The organism is Acinetobacter sp. 1124_18A (genome assembly GCF_052824995.1).
Genome location: NZ_VTDF01000019.1, coordinates 1 through 4,700, shown reverse-complemented (window position 1 = coordinate 4,700; position 4,700 = coordinate 1). Strand labels below are relative to the sequence as shown.

Genomic DNA, 4,700 nt, shown 5'->3' with positions numbered 1-4,700 from the left:
CTAGAATGATAGATGTACACTTCTTTTTACTAATACTCTCTACTTTAGAACGAGATGGATACTTTACAAGAGATATTGAAATAGAAAGATGTATCGTTGCATTTAATGAAAAATATGAAAGTCAAAATACAAGAAAGAGCCAAATATATAAGGCTTTTTCAGAGTTAGATAAATTAGAACTTCCAGTTGATTCAATATGGTTTAGAAAATCTAACTTCTTTACTTTAATCATAGAATTAGCGAAAAATAACTTAAACTTAGATAACTTAGCAACTAAGTTAATGGTATTTGAAGAAAATGTTCTAGCTAACAAAAAAGATAAAGAGAATATTTATGGCGAATATTACAGCTATATGTATACAGGAACCAATAACAGAAAATCTAGAATAAAACGTTCGGAAATATTACAAGGTTTTATTAATGATCAATACGAAAAATAGTAATGTTCTCAACTTCTCAACACGTCCCCAAAGCGTAGCACTTCGTGCTTTGGCTTTGGAAACGGTTGAGAGAGTTTCGGCAATACTCACCCTAAGAGTAGTCGCAAAACTACTCTTAAAGTATTGCCGATCTTCCTAATATCTTGGCTTCGGAGCCACGTATATCGGTCGTATCACGCAAAGGGTAATTGTGCTTTCCCTTATAGGCTGAGATTACGATTCACACACCGCATCGACACGTTCTCAAACCGAACAGTTCACTTTTCTCTGTGAGGGTTTCCCCAACATACAATTTAAAGCATCCCTGAACTACTCATCACGTTGTTGCTTTGTCGATTTCCCCTAGTAGCAACTTCTGCTTTAGACTCTTATATCCCTCTAAAACAATTGCTGTGGTGCGCTAGCGTCGCTTATTCCTTCCACCCACACCACATGCCAAACGTATAAAAACGGACACGCAGAAGCGGGCAAAGCTCGATCTAAGATGCTTATTTGATATTCACAAAGGTATCAATAACGAAGTTTTTCAAAATTAGGCTTGCATATAACCTAGGTTATTGTGAAAATAGAGTCTAGGTACAAGCCGCAAGGTGAAATCATAACGGTCGCCAAACCTTATGATCTTCGTTACTTGATGTTGCTGCATCAAATAACTGCGTACCAACAATTTACGGAAAAGCCCTGTATGTTGCAAGACATCAGGGCTTTTTTCTTGAATAAATTTTATTAACTTAATTAATCACCCAATAATCTTCTTAAAAAACCAAACCTCTTTTTTTCTGTTTTTTGGGACTGTTTTCCATCTGTTTCGACTTGTTCCCATTGCTGTTTTTCTTGTACACCAAAACAGTTTCCAGCTTGTTCCGAAACTGTTTCACCTGTTTCTGATTGATCTGATTTACCCTTGTATTCAATCATTAATTTGAAGTCATCGAAATCACGTCTAATGCTTGCCATTTCTTGCTTTAAGAATTCTTTATCTTGCTTCAAATCTTGTATCTGTTCTCGCAGTTCACGTACCAGTTCCTCGTTGTTCCCAGAAACAACTGGTGTACTGTTTCCAGAAACAGATTTGGGAATAGATCCACCAAAGACACGTACCATATCTTGAGCATCAATTACCTGAATATTTTGGGCATTTAGACGTGGAGTAATGTCCCCTCGTTTAATTGCTTTATAAATACTCGTCCTACCAACTTTGAACTGTTTTGATGCTTCAAGGATTGTAAGTAACGACATATTTTTTCCTGGCATGATCTTTTGGTGTAAATAAACAAACAGCTCCGCAGGACAAGAGACACATTGAGCATATGCGAATTGTGTAGGTATTGTGGTAGTACAGCTTGCATGTACTAGTACAATACACATCTTGCCTCATCGTACAAATTCTAGTTTGCGTATATTTGCCTTAATTTGATACATACCACACACTAGGATTTGCCTTAGTTTGATCTTATTTGCTGATTTTTGCTTTTAGTTGCGTTTTTTTGATAAAACCGTTTGCTTTAATTTGATGAAATTTGCTCTTTTTTGATAAATAAACACCAAAATAAATGCAATTTAAGCTCTTATCTGCTTATTTAGGGTTCAATCGTCTCCATTCAGCCATTAATGCAGTATCTTCCTGTTCAAAGGTGGTTTCCCCCTTCAAAATACGCTGTTGTCTTGCCTGATCGGCTGCTTCGCAAGCATTAATCACGTCTTTAGAAAATTCATGGTCAACAATTCCCTTTGCAGCTCTAAAAGCTTCTTGTAACTTTGCTGTATTCGTCATAGACCATATCCTTTTATTTGATGTTTAACTATTTGAATAATTCACTATGCGTGCCAGTACGCACAAAAACCACCATCTCAAACTTAGAGAGTGGCTCGATGCGATAAATCAGCAGAAAATCGCCACCAACATGCAGTTCTCGGCAGTTTTTCCATTGGTTACCACTTAGCGCATGATCAACCCATTCAGCACCTAAAGACTCATCATTGGCGATAATCAGCATCATGACCTCTTTAAGCTTCCCCATATCATAACGACCACTACGAGAAAGCCTCTGCCAGTCCGCTAAAAACTCTTTGGTGTAATCCGATGATCGAGGTAAAACGGCCCGTTTATCTTTAGCTGTTTTTTTCGAGGTCATTAAATAAGTCTTCTACAGTTTCAAAACGGGCTTTCTTTGCCTGAATGAGCGCATCAGCTTCATTCATTGCAGCTACAGTTGTGGTATTTGGTACACGTACATCAAATGGAATCGCTTGTTCAGCAACTACACGAGTCAAAAAGATTCGTACAGCATCAGAAACAGACATCCCCATTGATTTCAAAGCCTGCTGTGCCTGTAGCTTCGTATCATCATCAATTCGAACGTGTAGCATTGAGGTTTGAGAAGTCATATCTTCACCTGAATATTGTGTAACTCAATTGAGATACAATATAGCATAAATATAATTATAAATTTCATTTTTTTCTTTTTTCATCACTTCCAAAAGTAATGCTACCTTTCAATTTTCCATTCTTAATTAATGAATAAATAATCCATAATATTAAGCAGATAACAAAAATTATTGGGGATGTTCTCAATACTTCAACAGCTAAAGCTTCACTCATCTTTTTAAATCCTTAGATTACCGATGAGCCTATTAAGGATTACTTCGTATACTGGTTGGTTGTGTGTTTTCAGCACTACACAGATATGAAGAAATTTAAGGCTCTATATTCACCTTAAATTTTTAGGGGAAAATGAAAAAAGTATCAGGAGGAAAAACTTCCATTTATTTTTCATATCGACCGAAATTTAAAGCCGATACGAATTATATTGATTTCGAAAAAAAAATTTTCAATCCGTGCTCTTTTCACAAAAACAAATTTTTTAAGTTAAGTTTGAAACAACTTTATTAATTATTCAATTTACCTAATCAAAGTCGTGGAACTTTGATCAAATAGTGGGCGTGAAACGTGAATAATACATAAAAAAGCCCAACCAGTTGTAATTAGGCTTTATATATATATATAAAACTATGATTTAGAATACTTTTTAAAAATCATTTCGTATAATGCGCATTATGTTAATTTTAGATAAACTAAAATGGTTAAGGATGATTTTTTTAGAGAGCTAGACAGCCTAGATCCTGATAATGCCGAACAACTAGACGACTTTTGTAGAAAACATATTCTTCATGGGATACCTCACATCTTTCAAAATAATGAACAAAGTTATTTTAATTTCAGATGCCGTATTGCTAAGAAATATTGCGTTCCATTTCATGAAATATATATAACAGGTTCGGGAAAACTCGGTTTTAGTCCACATAAAAATAAAGACTTTGATTTAGACTCAGACATTGACGTTGCAATAATTTCGGAGAATTTGTTCGACATTATTATGTTTAAAATACTTCAATTTCAAATGTCATTAAAAGCAAATCGTAGGACTCTAACCCAACACGAACTCAAGATGTATCACGAATTTTTAGAATATGTAGCGATTGGGTGGATAAGACCAGATAAATTACCACTATCGTTTCAAATGAGTGACCTCAAACAAAGTTGGTTCGATTATTTTGAAAGCATTTCTTACAACAAGTCAGAGGTAGGTGATTATAAAGTCGCTGCCGGTGTGTTTAAGTCATATTTTCATTATGAAAACTATATTGTCTCTGGTTTCAATAAAATTAAGAAGTCTCGAAATTTGCAAGGAATATCATAAATGGCTAAACAAATTAAACCCTCAGTAACTACACCAACAATTGCTGAATTATATGGAAAAATTTCTGAGAATAAGTTAGAGCTTGCACCTGATTTTCAAAGACGTTTTGTTTGGACTCAAGAACATCAAGAAGAATTCATCGATACAATATTACATGGGCTTCCATTTCCTGAAATATATGTATGCAGAGGTGAAACTAATATAACTAAAATTCAGACCACTCAAAAAGTTATTGATGGACAACAACGTCTAACAACTATTTTTAATTATATTGATAACAATTTCGAGAGTCCTCTTACATTAGTAAAGTCCTATGCTGACCTTGATAGTGAAACAAGAGAAGACTTTTTAGAGTATCAAGTTGTACTACGTGATTTAGGAAAAATAGATGATCAAATAATTAAAGAAATTTTTAGAAGAATTAACCTTACTAAGTTCAAACTAGAAGATATTGAAATTCATAATGCTATCTATGATGGTAAGTTTATTCAGACAGCTAAAGATTTAGCTTCTGAAATTGATCTCGAAAAATATGAAGTATTTCAGGAATCTGAGTTTA

The 4,700-nt window shown here is 34.4% G+C and carries 7 protein-coding genes and 1 pseudogene; 3 read left to right on the top strand and 5 right to left on the bottom strand.

All coding sequences use genetic code 11. The annotated features are described in order from the left end of the window. A pseudogene (locus tag FY048_RS18900) lies at positions 1 to 440 on the top strand (DUF262 domain-containing protein); the annotation flags it as partial. Positions 441 to 1,175: 735 nt separating this feature from the next. Here the strand turns inward: FY048_RS18900 and FY048_RS18895 are convergent. The 5 genes from FY048_RS18895 to FY048_RS18875 all read right to left on the bottom strand — a co-directional run bounded on the left by FY048_RS18895 (position 1,176) and on the right by FY048_RS18875 (position 3,042). After that, a complete protein-coding gene (locus tag FY048_RS18895; protein WP_446092159.1) occupies positions 1,176 to 1,679 on the bottom strand; it encodes a plasmid replication DNA-binding protein in 504 nt (167 codons plus the stop codon). Positions 1,680 to 2,016: 337 nt separating this feature from the next. Continuing rightward, positions 2,017 to 2,214, bottom strand: coding sequence for a hypothetical protein (locus FY048_RS18890; protein ID WP_446092158.1), 198 nt, complete (start codon positions 2,212 to 2,214; stop codon positions 2,017 to 2,019). Between the two features lie 28 nt (positions 2,215 to 2,242). After that, positions 2,243 to 2,575, bottom strand: coding sequence for a type II toxin-antitoxin system YafQ family toxin (locus FY048_RS18885; protein ID WP_446092157.1), 333 nt, complete (start codon positions 2,573 to 2,575; stop codon positions 2,243 to 2,245). Further along, positions 2,553 to 2,828: a type II toxin-antitoxin system RelB/DinJ family antitoxin gene (locus FY048_RS18880; protein WP_317808207.1), complete on the bottom strand. Its 276-nt coding sequence runs from the start codon at positions 2,826 to 2,828 to the stop codon at positions 2,553 to 2,555. The genes FY048_RS18885 and FY048_RS18880 overlap by 23 nt, the downstream gene beginning before the upstream one ends. Positions 2,829 to 2,892: 64 nt before the next feature. Further along, complete coding sequence (locus FY048_RS18875) at positions 2,893 to 3,042, bottom strand: hypothetical protein (protein WP_446092156.1); 150 nt, start codon at positions 3,040 to 3,042, stop codon at positions 2,893 to 2,895. A gap of 478 nt (positions 3,043 to 3,520) precedes the next feature. On the opposite strand from FY048_RS18875, the gene FY048_RS18870 reads away from it, so the two are divergent. Then, entirely contained in the window at positions 3,521 to 4,141 is a 621-nt protein-coding gene (locus tag FY048_RS18870; protein ID WP_446092155.1) for a hypothetical protein, read from the top strand. Further along, the coding region (locus FY048_RS18865; protein ID WP_446092154.1) for a DUF262 domain-containing protein at positions 4,142 to 4,700 on the top strand (559 nt) is incomplete at its 3' end.